The following is a 16,543-nucleotide window of genomic DNA, read 5'->3' on the forward strand; positions in this document are numbered from 1 at the left end:
GATGAAGCTCAAGGGTGTTGGCTTCTTTGAAGCCCATATCGAGAAGTTGTTGCTGGGGCTCATGGTGGCCGTGGCGGCGGGCGTGGTGGTGCTGCAGTTCGCCGGCACCCCCAACTCCGTGAACATTCGAAACCAGGAACTGCCGCCGGCCCGGGCGTACGACCCGGTCGAGCGGCGCGCGCAGGAAGTCGATGCGCAGATGAGCTCGACGTCGATCGAGCTGCCCGATGTCGAGGGCCGCACGTCGATGCTTGCCGAGGTCGACGACCGCGTGATGGGCGCCGTTTCGCCGCGGCCGCGCATCGTCGCGTTCGGCGCGCCGGCCGAGATCGACGAAGAGCTGTTCAAGGGCCAGGCCGAAGACGTGGAGTATGCGGTCGTGACGCCGCCCGCACCAAGCCAGCCCGTGGTCGCGTCGTATGCCGGCACGCTCGACCCGGCCCTGGTGTCGGGCAACGAAGACCTGGCCGCGATCGTCGGTTCGGCCCAGCCGTTCGACATTGCCACCGTCAGCGTCGAGGTAACCTACGACGGCACCGAGCTCGAACAGATGTTCCGCAGTGGCGGCGACGGCGACAAGCGCCCGCTGCCCATCAACTGGCGCCGCAACATCGAGGCATTGGGTCTTCAGCTCGAGCGGCAAGAACAAATGTCCGACGGGTCGTGGGGCCAGACGACCATCATCAACGGCCTGCCGGGCCAGCAATCCCTGTACGAGTTGCTCCAGGAAGACGCGGCGGCCGATGCGCTGAGCCGCGACCAGCTCGCCTCCGATGCGCGGCTGGCGTATGAGGAAGCGCCCGCGTACCGTCGGCCGTTGCCGCTGCGCACCATCGCTGGCACGGAGTGGAAGCCGCCGACCGTCTTCAAGCAGGAACTGGCCGCCCAGGGTGGCGCCGATAAGCAGGACCAGGCTCGACGGTTGCTGAGCCAGCGGGCGAATGAGGAACGTTCCCTGGAGCGCAATGAACAGCAGCGCGATGACGCCGGCCAGGACGAGAGTGGTGGCCGAGGAACCGGGCGCGATCCCCGAAACCCGGGCCAGGAACCCGACGAGCAGACCATCGATCGGCGCACCCAGCAGTTGCTCCGGCAGAAGGAGCAGATCGAGGCCCGCATCGCCGCGTTGGATGAGCAGATCCGGGCTCTGGGGTACGATCCGGTGACTGGTCAACCGATCGAAGTTGCCGGCTTTGCCGACGAGACCGTCGACGAGCGCCTGCTCGAGGACGACAACGCCCGGTTCTGGGCCCACGACGCGACGGCCGAGCCGGGCAAGACCTATCGCTACCGCACGCGCCTGGCCGTGAACAACCCGATGTTCGGGCGCGAGCCCGTGCTGATCGAGTCGCAGCGGCCGCTGGCGGCTTCGCCAGTGTTATTCAGCGAGGCTTCGCCCTGGAGCGATCCGGTCGTGGTCGCGCCGAAGACCGCGTTCTTCCTGGCCAGCGCCAACGATGGCCGCGGCGGCGCCCTGGGCCCAAGCGAGCCGACCGCCAGCGTTGAGGTCTTCACCTTCTATTACGGCTACTACCGTCGCAGCACGCTGACGCTCCGTCCGGGGGAGATGGTGGCCAGCGAGGCTGATCTGCCCGACGATCTGCGATTGCCCGTGCTGGCCCTGGCGCAGGAAGATCCCGATGCGGCGCCCCCGCCCCAGGGCGGTCGCCGAGGTGGAGCCGAGATCATCGGCGCGCCGGGCACGCCCGATGCCGGCGGCCAGGATGCCGGTGAGCAGGGCGAGCTCGTGCCCGACAAGGTGCCCGCGTCGATCGACGTGTATCTGGTCGACGTGACATTCGAGCCCACGCAAGCCGAGGCGCTGGGAGATCGCACGACCCAGGCGGTGGCCTACTTCTCCAAGGTGGGAGACGCCGGGCTGATGCGGAAGGTCGCCAGCACCGACCGCCAGGGCACGCTCTATCAGATGCTGAGCAGATCTGCCCAGGCGGGCCAGAACCAGGGACAGCCCAGGGCGACGCTTGAGATCCCCGAGATCCGCGATCCGCGCGATCGCCGCGAGCCTTCCTCCGACCCCGGGGGGCCGATTGGCGGCGGCAAGGGTGGTGGTGGCGGCTGAGCTTGGCCGCAGCCTCCTGAGCGACCCGACTCCGACCCGACCGGCCAAAAACTTGGCCGGTTTTTTGATGCCAAAGATTGACGACAGCTTGTGGGTGGTTATCATCTCTACCGCTCTGCACGGCCCAGCCATGCAGACCAAAGCGGACCGGTCACCAGGGGCGGATGCCTCGAAATGACCAACGCTCTTTGACAACCGGCACGGATCAAACGTCGTCCCGCACGCACGGGCACGGTCGAGCGAGGCGCCTTCGGGCAACTCACGAGGTTGTGCGTTGTGGAGTGTGGGGCTGGCGGGTAGCAAGAAGAATCGAGCGAGCGCCGCCGGGTGCACGGACGCAAGTCCAAAACCCGGCCTGTGGACAGCTTGTCGGAAGCGAAGTTCCTGAGGGTGAAAGCCTGAGGGTTCGAAGTGGATGATGGGTTGTGCACTGTGAAGGTGCGCTTGAGCCAGTCTGGCGTCGTTCGCGGCGACAGGTTGGTGTGATCAAGCGACTAAGGGCGCACGGTGGATGTCTTGGCGTCGAGAGGCGATGAAGGACGTTGGAACCTGCGATAAGCCATAGGGAGCTGGTAACCGAGCTGTGATCTATGGATGTCCGAATGGGGAAACCCACTCTGTTTACAGAGTACCGCAGTCTGAATGCATAGGGCTGCGGAGCGAACCCAGGGAACTGAAACATCTCAGTACCTGGAGGAAAGGAAATCAACCGAGACTCCGTAAGTAGCGGCGAGCGAAAGCGGATAAGGCGAAGTGAATACGTTGGAATGCGTGGCCGAAGAAGGTGAAAGCCCTGTAGGTAGCCGTTTAGCCATAGAGTAGCGTCGGGCTCGTGAAACCCGGCGTGAACATGGGGGGTCCACCCTCCAAGGCTAAGTACTCCTCGACGACCGATAGTGGACCAGTAAGGTGACTGAACGATGACAAGCACCCCTATGAGGGGAGTGAAATAGCACCTGAAACCGTGCGCTTACAAGCGGTGGGAGCCCTTCGGGGTGACCGCGTGCTTTTTGCATAATGAGCTCGGGAGTTAGCCTCTGTGGCGAGCCTAAGGCCTATCGGGCCGGAGGCGGAGCGAAAGCGAGTCTGAATAGGGCGTGCAGTCGCAGGGGCTAGACGCGAAACCCGTGTGATCTACCCATGGCCAGGGTGAAGGAGGGGTAAGACCCTCTGGAGGCCCGAACCCATATTCGTTGAAAAGAATTGGGATGAGCTGTGGGGAGGAGTTAAAGTCTAATCAAACCGGGAAATAGCTCGTTCTCTCCGAAATAACTTTAGGGTTAGCCTCGAGATGCAAGCATTGGGGGTAGAGCTACTGGATGGGTGGTGGGCCCTCACGGGTACCCCACCCAACCAAACTCCGAATACCAATGCCCAAGCCTCGGGAGATAGACGGCGAGTGACAATATCCGTCGTCAAGAGGAGAACAATCCAGACCGCCGGCTAAGGTCCCAAATCGACGCTCAGTTAGGAAGGAAGTCGGATTGCCATGACAGCCAGGATGTTGGCTTAGAAGCAGCCACCATTTAAAGAGTGCGTAATAGCTCACTGGTCGAGGAGTCCGGCGCCGAGAATGATTGGGGATAAGCGTCGAGCCGAAGCCGCGGACACGCAAGTGTGGTAGGAGAGCGTTCCTGTCGGCGTTGAAGCGTGCCCGAAAGGGCCCGTGGAGCGTCAGGAAGTGAATATCCGAGCTTGAGTAACGATAAAGCAGGTGAGAATCCTGCTCGCCGAAAACCTAAGGTTTCCTGGGGAAGGTAAATCCTCCCAGGGTCAGTCGGGACCTAAGGCGAGGCCGAAAGGCGTAGTCGATGGACAGCTGGTTAATATTCCAGCACCCCGGATATGGTGCGGATCGAGAAAGTCCCCTGCCTTACCAGATTGGTAGGCCTTCGGGCCGTTGGGGGCGGAATCGGTTCCTAGAAAAGCCATGTCATTAACGGGCCCGTACCAAAACCGACACAGGTAGGTGGGGTGAAGAACCTCAGGCGCTCGAGAGAACGGTTGTGAAGGAACTCGGCAAAATGACCCCGTACGTTCGCAAGAAGGGGGCCCTACCCGTAAGGGAGGGCGCAGAGAAAAGGCCCTAGCGACTGTTTACCAAAAACACAGCTCTGTGCAAACTCGCAAGAGGAAGTATACAGAGTGACACTTGCCCAATGCCGGAATGTCACGGAAGTGGGTTAGCTTCGGCGAAGCTCGCGACCCAAGCACCGGTCAATGGCGGCCGTAACTATGACGGTCCTAAGGTAGCGAAGTTCCTTGTCGGGTAAGTTCCGACGCGCATGAATAGTGTAACGACTTGGGCACTGTCTCCACAACCGACTCGGTGAAATAGTAGTGGCGGTGAAGATGCCGCCTACCCGCGGCAAGACGGAAAGACCCCGTGGACCTTTACTGTAGGCTTTTATTGGTCACGAGCGATCGCTGCGTAGGATAGGTGGGAGGCTTTGAAGCCGGTGTTTAGGCACTGGTGGAGCCATTGGTGAAATACCACCCTTCGTTTGTTTGTGGCCTAACCCCGATTCCCATGAACCTGGGCGGGGGACAGTGAGTGCTTGTCAGTTTGACTGGGGCGGTCTCCTCCTAAAGAGTAACGGAGGAGCGCATAAGGTTGGCTCAGCGCGGATGGAAACCGCGCATCGAGTGTAAAGGCACAAGCCAGCTTTACTGCGAGGCCGACGGGCCGAGCAGTTACGAAAGTAGGCCTTAGTGATCCTGCGGTCCCGTGTGGAAGGGCCGTAGCTCATCGGATAAAAGGTACCCCGGGGATAACAGGCTGATCGCTCCCGAGCGTCCATAGCGGCGGAGCGGTTTGGCACCTCGATGTCGGCTCATCGCATCCTGGGGCTGAAGGCGGTCCCAAGGGTTAGGCTGTTCGCCTATTAAAGCGGTACGCGAGCTGGGTTCAGACCGGCGTGAGCCAGGTCGGTCCCTATCTGTCGTGGGCGTTCCAAGTTTGAGAGGAGTCATCCTTAGTACGAGAGGATTAGGATGGACACACCCCTGGTGATCCAGTTGGCCCGCTCGGGCCATCGCTGGGTAGCTACGTGTGGCAGGGATAACCGCTGAAAGCATCTAAGCGGGAAGCCCCCCTCAAGATGAGACTTGGTCGCTTTAGCGTGAGACCCCTCGTAGACGACGAGGTTGATAGGCCACAGGTGTAAGGACCGAAATGTCCTCAGCTGAGTGGTACTAACGGTCGAAAGCTTGATCGCACCAACCCATTGCCGCGATTCTCAGATTCGTCTCAGAATCGCAGTAATATCAGCACTCGCTCGAGTGCTTCGAGGAACCCTCGAAACAAGAAATATCGTCGTTCGCCAAGAACGCGGTCTTTCGTCTGCCATCCTCGTGATGGCGCCAGTAGACGTCTTGATCCGGCCGGAACTTGCTTCGGCAAGTCCTTGTGCCGGGCGGCCGAAAGGCTGCTCGCGCATTTTCGGCGACCATAGGTCAGGGGAGACACCTGTTCCCATCCCGAACACAGCAGTTAAGCCCTGGCCGCCGATGATACTGCACTGCGGGAAAGTAGGTCATCGCCGTACTTGAGCCCCCGATGGTAACACATCGGGGGCTCTTTTTTTTGTCTGTCAACAATCCTCTTGCCCGCTCGCTCTGCCCCTCCGACCGCTCGTGCGATCGCGAGCCACGACCAGATACGATTCACTCATGGCCGCCCTCGAGCGCATGTTCGACGCCAACGTGAACCGCGCCTGCGAGGGCCTGCGGACGCTCGAGGATCTGGCCCGCTTCGTCCTCGACGACGGCGACCTCGCGCGGTGCGCCAAGGAGGCCCGTCATTCCGTGCGCACCGCCGCCTCGTCCTTCGGCCCCCGCCGTCTGGTCGCCTGGCGGAACACGCCCGAAGACGTCGGCACCACGATCTCCACCCCGCAAGAGGCCACTCGATCGAACGCCGGAGCCTTGGCCGCGGCCGCGGGAAACCGTGTTGCCGAAGCGCTGCGTGCCTGCGAAGAAGTCGCCAAAACGCTTGGCGTACAGCCGCTTGTCTTCGAAGCCACGCGGTACGAGGTCTACGAGATCCAGCGCCGGCTCGTCACGGCACTGGGCGGCGCGGCGGCCTCGCAATGGCCGGTCTGCGTACTCATCACCGAAGACCTGTGCCGTCAACCCTGGCAAGTCGTGGCCGAAGCGGCCTGCCGGGGCGGTGCGGCGTGCCTGCAACTTCGAGAGAAGAGCCTGCCCGATGCCGAGCTGCTGGCTCGGGGTCGCGCTCTCGTCGCGATCGCCCGGCCCTTTGGCGTAGCGGTCGTGGTGAATGATCGACCCGACATCGCAGTGCTGGCGGGGGCGTCGGGCGTCCACGTGGGCCAGGGGGACCTGAGTGTCGCCGACGTGCGGAAGATCGGTGGCGATGGCTTGCTGGTGGGTGTGTCGTGCTCGACGCTCGAGCAAGCCAGGCAGGCCGTTCGGGATGGTGCAGACTACCTCGGCCTGGGGCCGATGTTCCGGTCGGGTACGAAGCCCAAGGACACGCTCAGCGGTCCTGCCCTCGTACAGGCCGTGGCGGGCGATGAAGGAGCGTCGCGGCTGCCCCACCTGGCCATCAGCGGTATTGATGCGGGCAACGTGGGTGAGTTGGTGGCTCGTGGATGCCGGGGCATCGCCGTGTGCGGCGCGGTGATTGGGTCGGACGATCCGCTGGCGGCCACCCGAGCACTCGTCGAAGTGATGGCGGGGGCAACCACGACCGCTGCGTCCTGAGCGTTTCGGCTAGACTGGCGCATGGCGATCTCATTCCAGGAACGCGTGCTGAGCAACGGCATCCGGCTGATCGGCGAGGTTGACCCCGACGCCCACAGCGCGGCAGCGGGCTTTTTCGTGCGTACGGGCGCCCGCGACGAGCCGGCCGAGGCAATGGGCGTGAGCCACTTTCTTGAGCACATGATGTTCAAGGGCACGAAGGACCTGACGGCCGAGGCGCTCAATACCGCAATGGACGATCTTGGCGCCAGCAACAATGCATATACCTCGGCCGAGCTCACCTGCTTCTATGCGCACACGCTGCCCGAGGCTTTGCCCGAAGCGGCCAAGCTGCTGGGGCGCATGATGCGGCCCGCCCTGCGAGAAGACGACTTCGAGACCGAGCGCGGCGTAATCCTGGAAGAGATTGCGATGTACGACGACAACCCGTTCTGGGTGTTGCTCGAGAACGCCAGCGAGCGGCACTACAAGGGCCACCCGCTGGGCCACCGCGTGCTTGGTACCAAGGAGATCATCGCCGGCATCCCCGTCGCGACGATGCGCGAGTACTTCGAGTCGCGGTACACCGCCGAGGCGACCGTCGTCGCGCTGGCCGGGGCGCTCGACATGGACGAGGTCGCCGCCGAGTTGGAGGGACTCGACGGCAAATGGACGCACGGAGATCCGCCGCCGCGAGGCCCGGCGCCCGAGAGCGGCGGGGGGCGGTTCGAGCTCAGGCGTGAGAGCGTTTCGCGCGGCTACATCATCGCATTGTGGCCTGCGCCGGCGATCCAGGACGAGTTGCGCCACGCGGCGCGGTTGCTCGCCCAGGTGCTGGGTTCGCCGGGCAATAGCCGCCTGCATTGGGCGCTGGTCGAGCCCGGCTTCGCCGACGAGGCGGCCGCCTCGTATATGGGGCAGGACGGCGCCGGTGAATTCATCGTGTACGCCAGCGGCGACCCAGACAACCTCGGCCAGATCGAGGAGATCATCGGACGCGAGCTTGCAAGCGTCGTGGACGAGTTGACCGAGCGGGATCTCGAGCGGCTTCGCGCCAAGGCGGCCACGGCGGTCACCGTCGGCGGCGAACGCCCGTCGGATCGCATGCAGCGCCTGGGCGCGCGGTGGACCCTGCTTGGCGAGTATTTGCCGCTCGAAGAAGAGCTCGAGCAGATTCGCTCGGTGACGCTCGACGACCTGCGCGCCGTTGCCAGCGCGTATCCGTTGAAGCCCACGACGACCGGGACACTCCGGCCCGCGTGATTACGCGGCTTGCTTGTCGTTGCCGGGCTGGAAGGTGCGCATGCCGTCGCCGCCGGCGTTGCTCGCGGCTTCCATGGCGCGGTATGCAATCGCCAGGATCTGCTTCGACTTGGTGAACACGTCGTAGCCGTCGCCTTCGCAACTCGTAAGGCCGGCGCTGGTCGTGGGGCGTTTGGGACTCTTGAATGATTGCCGCCACTTGGTCAGTGCCTTGGTCAGCGTGGCCAGCGGCGAGGTGGTCAGGAGCACCGAAGTCGCGTCGTCGAAGCTGCCTACGCGGGCGTGTTCGAGCGTGGCGGCCAGTTCGTTGAGCGAGTCGGTGATCTCCATCGCTTGGACGTCGCCCGCCTCGAGGCCCTCGTTCTGAACGAGTTCGGCAAAGCCGTCCAGCCGGATGATGGCAAGACTGACCGGACTGCGATCCTTCTTGCCCGCTTCGAACGCGGCTTCGAGCTGACGCTCGATGGCCAGACGCGTCATGGCACCGGTGATCGGATCGACCAGGTCGCCGTCGCGGATGACAGCCGAGACCGAGCCGTGACTCAGCCGGTCCTGATCAGTGGCCGGCTTTGATTGAAGCTCGGCGGCCTTCTCCAGGAGCTTTGCCGGATCGACCGACTCGCCGGTGTCCAGCTCGAAGAGGCGAGAGACTTCCTTGGCCGCCGTGGCGGTCTGACTGAGCAACTCGTCGCAGGTGGCCTGATCCATCCCGAATGACCGCTGGGCCTGGTCATAGAGGCGCTGGAAGCACGCGGCCTTGTCGTCATAGGTGAGGCACTGGTGGATGGCGTTGCCCAGCGACACGCAGCCGACCACCTCGCGGAGATCGCTGGGTGCCGCCGTCGGGCGCTCGTGGAAGCGGATGGGCACGCTGAGCTCATCGGGAAGCTGCCACTTGCGTGCCAGCAGGGCGCCGACCTCGGGATGCTGCATGTCGAAGGCGCGTAACTCGGCGGCGGCGAGGCGGCGATGGTCCGTGGCCGAGGTCTTCAATACGTCCTCGTAGGGCTTGCCCAGCGCCTGGAGCATGGCCATCACGCCGATGTCCTGGAGCAGCCCGCCGAGAAAAGCCTCGTCCGCGACGTCGCGTGCGACCCGCTGAGCGATGAACTTGGCCGCCACGGCCGAGTAGATTCCCCGCCGCCAGTAGTCCACGGGGTCGAACCCGTCGGTGTAGGCCGCCTCCATGGCGGGCACCAGCGAAAAGCCCAGGGCGAGGTTGCGCAGCTCGCGCAAACCCAGCACGACCAGCGCCTTGTCGATCGTGCCGCACTTGGTGCGCAGGCCGAAGAAGCTGGAGTTGACGGTCTTGAGGATCTTGGCGGCAAGGCCCTGGTCGAAGCGAATGGTCTCGGCCAGTTCGTTCACGGTGCAGTCGGGGTCCTGGCTCAATTCCAGTACCCTCACCGCCGTTGCCGGCAGCGAGGGGAGCGAGTCGCACGAGAGGATTTCCTCGATCGCGAACGAGTCCATGGTGGCCTTCCTGTCACCGGCAGCCCATGCCGGATGGCCTGGAGCGGCGAGCTTCCTTACTCGCCGCGGTCGATGCGGCTGCCGAACACGGCCCGCGCAGAAGGTATCGGCCTCCCAAGCAGCCACATCCAGTCAACGCACAGAAACGCCGCCGAACGCGTCCAGGTCTGCTCGTCCGGCTCGATTTGCGGACGTTGCGCGTTGGTTATCGAACGCAGGGCTTCCAGCGTCTGGCCCCGCATGGGCCATGCCTCGCCCTTGGCCGCGGGCCGGTCTGGCTCGACGCGTCCGGCCTCGGGCACGAAGTACACCACGGCCGGGACGGTCTCCTGGTCAAACTCACCCAGGTCGGGCTTGTGGCCCGCCTCGTCGAGCAAGGCCCACTGGAACCGGGCCAACGCCTCCATGTCGATGGTCTGGGCGGCCAGCAGTTCGGCAAGCTGGTCGAAGCTGCGGGGGTGCGGCTCCCGCACCGGCAGCGCCCGCTGCATGAGGTCGATTGCGTACATCGCCCGCCACAGGCTCGGCAGATCGCGGCGCAGGTGGCCGTGGGTGGCCGTCAGGTCCCAGGCGGTGACGTTGGCAAGCTCTCTGGTGGGCTTTTCGTAGAACACCACGTGCCCGCGGGCGAGGAGCTCGAAGCCTCCCGAGAAAGCGGAGCGTTCGCGTCGCGATCCGCGGGCCAGCCCTCGCACGAGCCCGTGCTCGCGACAGAGCAGCGTCACGTGCTGGCTCGTCTCGCTCCACTCGCTGTGGCGCAGGCAGATGGCATCGTCGTGGATGGGGGGCATGGCTGGGAGCGTCGGCGTCGGACTCGGTGCGAACAAAACACTACGCTTGTCCGTGGACTGGTACGCCCTCATCGACGACATCCTGGTTCGAGAGCCCCAGCGTTTGGTCACCCGGCACTGGCTCGACGCTGCCGACCCGTTCTTCCGAGACCACTTCCCGGGTCGGCCGGTGCTGCCCGGCGTGCTGGCCATCGAGGCGCTCGTGCAGGCCGGCCGGGTTCTTCTCGAAAGCCAGGTCGACCAGGCCGACCGCTGGGTGCTCGGTTCGGCCCGGGCCGTGCGGTTCAGCAGCTTCCTGCGGCCGGGCCAATGGCTGGTGTGCGAAGTGGGCCTGGCGAACCTCGCTGGCGAAGAGGCGACGATCTCGGCCACCGGTCGCGCGTGCGACGATGGTGATATGGATCTGGATGACCTGAAGGCCCTGCCGGCGGCCGTCACCGGGCGTCTGGTGTTGCGTCGTGCCCGCACTTAACGCGGCGTGGCACCGCCAGGCCCCATAGCATCGAACACCCTCCGGGCCTGTTGCCAGGGGGCGATCGGCGGGCCATGACGGAGGCGCTATGACGCGAGACGAGATCCACGGAAGGGTGCAGGAAGTGCTGGCCGAGGTGCTGGGCATCGACGAGGAAGAGGTCACCCCGCGGGCGACCCTGACCGGCGACCTGGGCGCCGAGTCCATCGACTTCCTGGACATCGTCTTCCGCCTGGAACAGGCCTTCGACATCAAGATCGAGCAGGGCGAGCTGTTCCCCGAGAACCTGCAGCAGGACCCCACCTTCGTGCAGGACGGCGTATTGACCGAAGCCGGCCTCAACGGGTTGCGCGAGAAGCTGCCCCATGCCGAGGTCGACGCCATCGAGGCCGACCCGCGCCTGAGCCGCGTGGGCGAGATCTTCACGGTCGACGCCATCACCAACTTCGTCGAGCGCAAGCTCGGCGCCGCGGCCTGAGGACCGGCCCCGTGCGCTGGCTCTGGATCGATCGCATCCTCGAACTCGATCCGGGCCGCCGGCTGCTCGCGTGCAAGGCGGTCAGCCTCAGCGAGCCCCACCTGCACCAGCACTTTCCCGCCAGTGGCGATCGTCCGGCCATGCCCATCGCGCCCGCGCCCTTGATCATCGAGGGCATGGCCCAGGCCGGTGGCCTGCTGGCCGGCCACGCAAGGAACTTCAAGGACGACGTCGTGCTGGCCAAGCTGCGCAAGGCTGAACTCCACTTCGAAGTCCTTCCCGGTTCGACCATCGAGTTCGAAGCCAACCTCGTGGCCATCGACGACAGCGGGGCCTCGGTGGACGGCGTCGTGCGCGTGATCGATCCGATGTGGGATGGGCCGCGGGATCTCGGCACCATCGACCTTATGTTCGCCCACGTGCCGGCCGAGCGGGATTCGCTCCTGATCGCCGAGGCGTTCCGCACGCTGATCGCCGGCAGCGTGCAGGCAGGCGGCGACGGCGTGGAGCAGATGGCCCTCTAATCGCCCGTGTGCGCGGCTTGGCGGAATAGCTCCATCGGTGCGTCATGACCGGTGAACGCCTTGAACTGGGCCGCCGCCTGCGTGACCAGCACGTCCAGCCCATCGATGACGCGCAGCCCGCGCGCGGTGGCGGCCTTCACCAGTGGCGTTTCGCGCGGGTGGTACACGGTCTCGATAATTGCGGCTTCAGCAAGGGCGTCGGCGGAAATGGGTGTCTCGCCCGGCGCGGGCCCGCCGGCCATGCCGATCGGCGTGCATTGCACGACGGCGTGCATGGGCGGCAGGTGATCGAGCGACTCAAGATGCACGGTTCGGTCGATCTTGTCGACCAACGCACGGGCGCGCTCGGCCGTTCGGTTGTACACGTGGACGTGCGCGCCGGCATGACCGAGGGCGTGCGCGCAACTCGCGGCCATCCCTCCGGCGCCCAGGACGAGCACCGGCGCGCCGGCCACGTCGACGCCTGCGCGTTGCAGGCACGCCACGACGGCCGGCCCATCGGTATTCATGACGCGAATGCCCTCGCCCTCACGCACGAGCGTGTTGGCCGCCCCGCAATGCTCGACGAGGCCGTCCATCGCCCAGCCCTGCTCGCGCGCAAGCCGCACGAGGTCTTCCTTGTGCGGCATGGTCACGCTCAGGCCCGTCAGGTCGAGCGAATTGCACGCAAGCAATTCGGTCAGCGTGGCCTTGAGTGACTCGTACCCCGGCGCGACGGGCATGGGCAGGTACACGCCGTCGAATGCCACGCGCTCAAAGCCCGCGTTGTGCATGGCCGGGGAACGCGAGTGCTCGACGGGATCGCCCAGGATGCCAAACACTTTCGTCGTGCGCGTGATGCCCTTGAAGCGATAGAGGCCAAGGAGCTCGGCGATGGTCGGCTGGCCCGGCGCGGTGGTCTTCTCCGATCGCAGGCTGGCGAAGGTGAGGAATCCGCCGAACTTCGGCGCCAGCACGCGGCTCATCAGGCCATAGGCGCCCATGCCCAGCGCGATGGTGGGGCGGTCGCGATGATCGAGGATCTCGAACAGTTCGAGGTTGTCACGGAGCGATCGGGCGCGAAAGGCGACCTTGTGCACCGCTGCGTCGGCATCGTCGCGCAGCTCGAGCAATTGCCGCGTCAGCTTCGCCGGTCGGCCATGGAAGTCGTGCAGGCTCAGGATCAATCCGGGCGCGTCGTCGCCAGCAAGCACCGGCTTCGTTCGTGCTGCCAGTTCGACGTCGATATAGCGTGGCCGGTGCTCGGCGCCGGCCAATCGCTCGAACAGCGCGAGCCTTGTTGGCTCATCGCCGCGATACTCCCCGCCCTCCCACGTCGGTCGGCAGGTTGCAATACACGGCAGCGGCGAGTCGGCGACGAGCTTGATGCACGCATCGATCTGGCTGGCCTCTTCGAAGAACGCGTCCAGCCGAAACTCGGCCATGTCGGCCCCGGCGAGCCTGGCGTGCTCGGCGTCGGCCAGTGCCTGCTCGGGCGTATCGACGGCGATGGGTACGCACACCAGCGTCGACATGGCCGGTCAGTTGATCCGGCCGCGGAAGAGTGCGGCGCACGCGGTATGACCATGCACGAACGTGCGCCCCTGGATGGGCCCGATCTCGCCGGCGGCGAAGAAGCCCGCGATGGGCATGGGCTGACCCGTGCCGCGTGGCGCGGCGCCGATGGCCGGCGTGCCCTTGCGGACCGCCTCGAACGCCCGGTGCACCGTCTGTGCGTCGTGGTTGGGTTGCTCGAACAGCCGGGTGCCGCGACCGTTGCAGGTAATCAGCAGGCAACCGGCGGGGTGTTCATAGAGCTTCTGGGCGTCCAGCAGCAGTTCGAGGTCTTCGTGGGCCGTGCTGGCGTCGCGCGCGTGCAGGCGGACGGTCTGGCCAAGGCGCACGTAATCGCCCAATGCGATCGAACCATCGGCCTCGTTGGCGCTCATGATGCTGCGCACCACGTAGTCGCCCCGGCCGAAGTGACGGCGGTGTTCATCGGCCACTACGCCCAGGAACACGCCCTTGCTCAAGAGCTGCCGCTCATCCTCGTCCAGGTCCGCGATGACTTCCCGCACGGCCTCGAACGCCGGACGCCCGCCCAGGCGGTGCACGATGTTGCCCTGGCCCTGGGTCACCACCATGTTGGGGCCGATGGGCCGGCAGCCCTGGCTGACGACCGTATCGACGGTAATGGGTCCATTCAGCGAGAGCCCCACGCCGCCATCGCGGATGGTCTTTCCGTCCAGTAGGAACGCGTTGCCCCCGGTGCGATTGTCCGACGAAGCCATGCCGCCAAGGACGACGGGGCGCTCCTGATCGCTCAGCCCCAGGCGGGCCGCCTTGTCGACGACGGCAATGGCGCGGCCGGCGGGAAGGCCGTATGGGTCGGGCAGCAGGATCGTGGCGCGGTGTTCATGCGTCATGCCCGCCGATTCGCGCACGCGCTCGACCTGGCTCGGGTTGGCCGGGTCGACGCTGGCCATTCGGCTGAGCGGAAAGGCGCGCACGTCCACGCCGGGCATGCTGCACGCCAGCACGCTGATGCCCGGTCGGTCCTCGAGTTCCACCGTGCCGCCAAGGACCGACTCGGCCGAGCACCCGACGATCGTCGCGTTGGGCAGTTCCGCCCTGGCGGCCGCCGCGACGAGGCCGGCCTGGCCCACGTGCGCGCTCGAGAAGAACACCAGCGCCAGGTCAGCCGACTCGGCGCCCTCGGGCAATTGCGTGGCCGCGTGCTCGAAGGCCTGTCGGGCCGCAAATTCGGTGCGGTCCAGAGACGAGAGGCCTGCGGCCATCATGGTCGCCGGGCCGGCGGATGTGGCATGCATACTCACGCAGACAGTGTACGGGGTCGTTGAACCAGCGGGTGCGGATTGTGTGGGTTTGCCCGTGAAATGACGCACCGGGGGTGGCGATCACGCGAAAAAGCCCGGGTGGTTGCCCGGGCCTTGCGTGGTTCGGGGGTGTGGTCGGGAAGGGTTAGTTGCCCGGCTCGGTGGCGTATTGCACCTTTTCGGACTCTTCGGACCGCAGAACGACGACGTTGGTCGCGTCAATCGTGCTCAGTCGCAGATCGGCCCGCTTGCTGCCGCCGCCGCTGACGCCAACCAGCACGCCGAGCTTGCGCTCAAGATCGAGGCCTTCCTTGGGTTCGATGTACCCCAGCGTGCGGGGTGCGCCCTCGCCAACGGAAACCAGGCGATACATGAGCGGCAGGCGGTTGCCGTTGTACACGGCGCTCTTCTCCAGCTTGCCGACGTAGTCGTAGATGGCCGAGTCCCGCAGGCGGGCCATGGCCTGGTTGCTCTCCTGGTTGCCTTCCTTCAAGCGGGCCTGAGCCTCGGCCACGTCCTGGAGCGTCTGCTGGAGCTGCTTGCGGATCTCGAGCAGGCTCAGCCGCTGCTGGAGCCATGCGCGGACCGAGGCGTTGTCCTCGTTGTCGGGCGTGTTGGCGAGCACGCGCTGGAAGGCGGCTTCGAGCTCATCGACCTCCGCCTCGAGCGTGCCCTGGCGGCGCACGGCGTCGAACGCGGCCGAGAGTGCATCGAGGCTCGGCAGCGGATCGAGGGCGTCGCCGGGCTGGGCCGGCTCGGTGCGCATCTCGATCTCCACCGGCTGGCCGGCGGGCGTTTCGGTGGCCGGGTTGGTGGGCCGCGTGGTGGGTTGGGCCTGCGTGGGGTCACTGGGCGGAGGCGTGCCGGCACCCTCGATCCGCATCGGCTCCATCACGGTTGGGGTCGTCTCTTCGCTCGTCGGCTCGCTGCCCTGGCGATCGCCCGTCGTCGGTTGGGTCGGCTGGGCATCGGCGGGCTTGTTGGGCTGGTCCTGGGTCTGGTCTGGGGCGGGAGCCTGACCCTGGGGTTGAGCGGGCGTCTGGTCGCCCGATTGCTCGTCGCCGGACTCGAGGCTCGCGCGATAGGCCTGGATCTCGCTGGGTACGGCGCGGCGGGCGTGGGCACTCTCGATGAAACCGGCGGCGCCCTTCGGGGCGTCGACCACGTAGAACACCACGCCGCGACTGCTGGTTTCGGTCCGGTGGTGCTTCAGGCGGGTCGTGGCAGGCGTCTCGGGCCCCTGCACGTCGCGGAAGGAACCATCGACCCCGTAGCGGGTGTCGCTCAGGGCCTTCAGCGCGCCCGATCGGCTGAGCGTCACCATGCCCTCGGCCTGGTTCAGCGTGGCATGATCGGCCCGGACCAGGGCGTGTAGGCCCTTGGGATACTCGACCCGAAGCCAGCGATCGGTCTCGCCCGTGACTCGAAGCACCGTGCCGGGCTTGAGCGTGGCGATGGGGTAATAGCTTCGCAGATCGCCCGACCGCAGGAACGCCTGATCGGCGGTCACGGTGACGAAGTACGGCTCGACGTCGCGGGGCTGGGCGTTGGCGGCGGGGGCGAACCACCCGGCCAGAGCCAGCGCGGCCAGGGCGATCGTGGTGAGCGTGTGCAAGCGTGCGGTGAGCATCGTTCCCTCCGTTGAACGGGCCCCAGGGGCATTCGGACGCGTCTGCGTGATCCGGTCGCCTCGATGCGCCGGAAGGTGGCCTCATGCAGAGACCTCGGACAATAGAAAGGTAGACCGCTTGGGGCGGCGGTCCCAGCCTCCTAGCATCGGCTCCCCATGGGCGGAGGGCTTGAGTGCCTCCCAGGCCCGCCGGAAGCCGGCCGGCCGGGCCCTCCCGCCGGCCTCCCCTGAACCGGCTGACGCCCGTCGCCATGACCCGGGCCATATCGAGAAAGCAGAATCAAGATGACCGATCGTGTTTGCCGAGCC

Annotated in this window: 11 protein-coding genes and 2 rRNA genes; 8 read left to right on the forward strand and 5 right to left on the reverse strand. The window is 65.7% G+C overall.

Annotation, left to right across the window (positions count from 1 at the left end; all coding sequences use genetic code 11):
- The first annotated feature begins 1 nt into the window (after position 1).
- From RIE32_09185 to RIE32_09205, 5 genes are all read left to right on the forward strand, one after another.
- Complete coding sequence (locus RIE32_09185; protein ID MEQ9096424.1) at positions 2 to 2,080, forward strand: hypothetical protein; 2,079 nt, start codon at positions 2 to 4, stop codon at positions 2,078 to 2,080.
- Positions 2,081 to 2,564: 484 nt separating this feature from the next.
- Positions 2,565 to 5,298: ribosomal RNA gene (locus tag RIE32_09190) — 23S ribosomal RNA — on the forward strand.
- Positions 5,299 to 5,521: 223 nt separating this feature from the next.
- Positions 5,522 to 5,628, forward strand: a 5S ribosomal RNA gene (rrf, locus tag RIE32_09195).
- 124 nt (positions 5,629 to 5,752) lie between these two features.
- Positions 5,753 to 6,808: a thiamine phosphate synthase gene (gene thiE / locus RIE32_09200; GenBank protein MEQ9096425.1), complete on the forward strand. Its 1,056-nt coding sequence runs from the start codon at positions 5,753 to 5,755 to the stop codon at positions 6,806 to 6,808.
- Between the two features lie 21 nt (positions 6,809 to 6,829).
- Positions 6,830 to 8,050: a pitrilysin family protein gene (locus RIE32_09205; GenBank protein MEQ9096426.1), complete on the forward strand. Its 1,221-nt coding sequence runs from the start codon at positions 6,830 to 6,832 to the stop codon at positions 8,048 to 8,050.
- Here RIE32_09205 and RIE32_09210 read toward each other — a convergent pair whose 3' ends face one another.
- Entirely contained in the window at positions 8,051 to 9,523 is a 1,473-nt protein-coding gene (locus tag RIE32_09210) for an HDOD domain-containing protein (protein ID MEQ9096427.1), read from the reverse strand. It abuts the gene before it with no gap.
- A gap of 56 nt (positions 9,524 to 9,579) precedes the next feature.
- On the reverse strand, positions 9,580 to 10,314 hold the full coding sequence (gene recO, locus RIE32_09215; protein ID MEQ9096428.1) for a DNA repair protein RecO: 735 nt from the start codon (positions 10,312 to 10,314) through the stop codon (positions 9,580 to 9,582).
- A gap of 52 nt (positions 10,315 to 10,366) precedes the next feature.
- On the opposite strand from recO, the gene RIE32_09220 reads away from it, so the two are divergent.
- From RIE32_09220 to RIE32_09230, 3 genes are all read left to right on the forward strand, one after another.
- Complete coding sequence (locus tag RIE32_09220; GenBank protein ID MEQ9096429.1) at positions 10,367 to 10,786, forward strand: hypothetical protein; 420 nt, start codon at positions 10,367 to 10,369, stop codon at positions 10,784 to 10,786.
- Positions 10,787 to 10,874: 88 nt separating this feature from the next.
- Positions 10,875 to 11,264, forward strand: coding sequence for an acyl carrier protein (locus RIE32_09225; GenBank protein ID MEQ9096430.1), 390 nt, complete (start codon positions 10,875 to 10,877; stop codon positions 11,262 to 11,264).
- An 11-nt stretch (positions 11,265 to 11,275) separates the two neighbouring features.
- Positions 11,276 to 11,788 (forward strand): hypothetical protein, encoded by a 513-nt coding sequence (locus tag RIE32_09230; protein MEQ9096431.1) that lies wholly within the window; start codon positions 11,276 to 11,278, stop codon positions 11,786 to 11,788.
- Here the strand turns inward: RIE32_09230 and aroD are convergent.
- From aroD to RIE32_09245, 3 genes are all read right to left on the reverse strand, one after another.
- Positions 11,785 to 13,302: a type I 3-dehydroquinate dehydratase gene (aroD, locus tag RIE32_09235; GenBank protein ID MEQ9096432.1), complete on the reverse strand. Its 1,518-nt coding sequence runs from the start codon at positions 13,300 to 13,302 to the stop codon at positions 11,785 to 11,787. The genes RIE32_09230 and aroD overlap by 4 nt on opposite strands.
- 6 nt (positions 13,303 to 13,308) lie before the next feature.
- Positions 13,309 to 14,598, reverse strand: a complete 1,290-nt coding sequence (locus RIE32_09240) for an FIST N-terminal domain-containing protein (protein MEQ9096433.1) — start codon at positions 14,596 to 14,598, stop codon at positions 13,309 to 13,311.
- 151 nt (positions 14,599 to 14,749) lie between these two features.
- Positions 14,750 to 16,234 carry a hypothetical protein gene (locus tag RIE32_09245; protein ID MEQ9096434.1) on the reverse strand — a complete coding sequence of 495 codons (1,485 nt, stop codon included), beginning with the start codon at positions 16,232 to 16,234 and terminating at the stop codon, positions 14,750 to 14,752.
- Positions 16,235 to 16,543 lie beyond the last annotated feature (309 nt).

It is taken from the genome of Phycisphaerales bacterium, assembly GCA_040221175.1.
GTDB lineage: Bacteria > Planctomycetota > Phycisphaerae > Phycisphaerales > UBA1924 > JAHCJI01.

What these genes read in the sequence shown, in the direction of transcription:
- RIE32_09240 (MEQ9096433.1), bottom strand. Translation starts at nt 14,598, where the DNA reads ATGCATGCCACATCCGCCGGCCCGGCGACCATGATGGCCGCAGGCCTC.
- RIE32_09205 (MEQ9096426.1), top strand. Translation starts at nt 6,830, where the DNA reads ATGGCGATCTCATTCCAGGAACGCGTGCTGAGCAACGGCATCCGGCTG.
- recO (MEQ9096428.1), bottom strand. Translation starts at nt 10,314, where the DNA reads ATGCCCCCCATCCACGACGATGCCATCTGCCTGCGCCACAGCGAGTGG.
- RIE32_09225 (MEQ9096430.1), top strand. Translation starts at nt 10,875, where the DNA reads ATGACGCGAGACGAGATCCACGGAAGGGTGCAGGAAGTGCTGGCCGAG.
- thiE (MEQ9096425.1), top strand. Translation starts at nt 5,753, where the DNA reads ATGGCCGCCCTCGAGCGCATGTTCGACGCCAACGTGAACCGCGCCTGC.
- aroD (MEQ9096432.1), bottom strand. Translation starts at nt 13,302, where the DNA reads ATGTCGACGCTGGTGTGCGTACCCATCGCCGTCGATACGCCCGAGCAG.
- RIE32_09210 (MEQ9096427.1), bottom strand. Translation starts at nt 9,523, where the DNA reads ATGGACTCGTTCGCGATCGAGGAAATCCTCTCGTGCGACTCGCTCCCC.
- RIE32_09245 (MEQ9096434.1), bottom strand. Translation starts at nt 16,234, where the DNA reads ATGCTCACCGCACGCTTGCACACGCTCACCACGATCGCCCTGGCCGCG.
- RIE32_09185 (MEQ9096424.1), top strand. Translation starts at nt 2, where the DNA reads ATGAAGCTCAAGGGTGTTGGCTTCTTTGAAGCCCATATCGAGAAGTTG.